Source organism: Vibrio sp. 1402 (assembly GCF_033340275.1).
Genome location: NZ_JAWOWE010000495.1, coordinates 1 through 581 on the forward strand (window position 1 = coordinate 1; position 581 = coordinate 581).

At 45.1% G+C, this 581-nt stretch carries 2 protein-coding genes; both read right to left on the bottom strand.

The annotated features are described in order from the left end of the window. Nucleotides 1–218 (bottom strand): two-component system response regulator (locus R7044_RS26880; RefSeq protein ID WP_225456187.1); only part of this gene is annotated, 218 nt, incomplete at its 3' end. Further along, nucleotides 202–581, bottom strand: a 380-nt coding sequence (locus R7044_RS26885) for an Hpt domain-containing protein (RefSeq protein ID WP_225456188.1), incomplete at its 5' end; no start/stop codon positions are given. The genes R7044_RS26885 and R7044_RS26880, both read right to left, overlap by 17 nt.

Below are 581 nucleotides of genomic sequence, written 5' to 3' on the forward strand. Positions count from 1 at the left end.
ATCTGATCGAGCATTTCCATCATGTCGATGCCGTCTTTTCCTGGCATCTGGATATCGCAAAAAATCACATCAAAATGCTGACGTTGCGCACATTGAATCGCATCATCGACACCGTTGAAGGACGTTACTTGCGCGCAATAGCGATTCAATATCTGCGTAAGTATTGTGGTTTGTAGTGGATGGTCATCAATCACCATCACATTAAGCTGTGTATTCATTCATCTCTGCCCAATAGTCTATATTGTCGATCTCCTGCTCGATTCTTAAAATTAACTCCGCGGCTCGCCTGTCAAACTCCGCCGCGGTGACTCGCTCTGCCTCAATGCAAAGCTCAGTCAGCATGCTGATTCCAATTGCCCCAACTGCACCTTTGATGCCGTGGATAACCCGTTTTTTATCTCGCTCAGTAGAGGCAGCTTGTAGGTTTTCAATATCCGTTGCCATAGATTGGCTAAACACACGCGCAATTTCTTTTGCGTCTTGCGTTTTAAAACGCTTAATCCAATCCGGTAATCGGGTCTTTTCTTTCTTGCCAATGAATGGCACCAAAACGGTTTTCAATTTGTTGAGGTCGTAAGGCT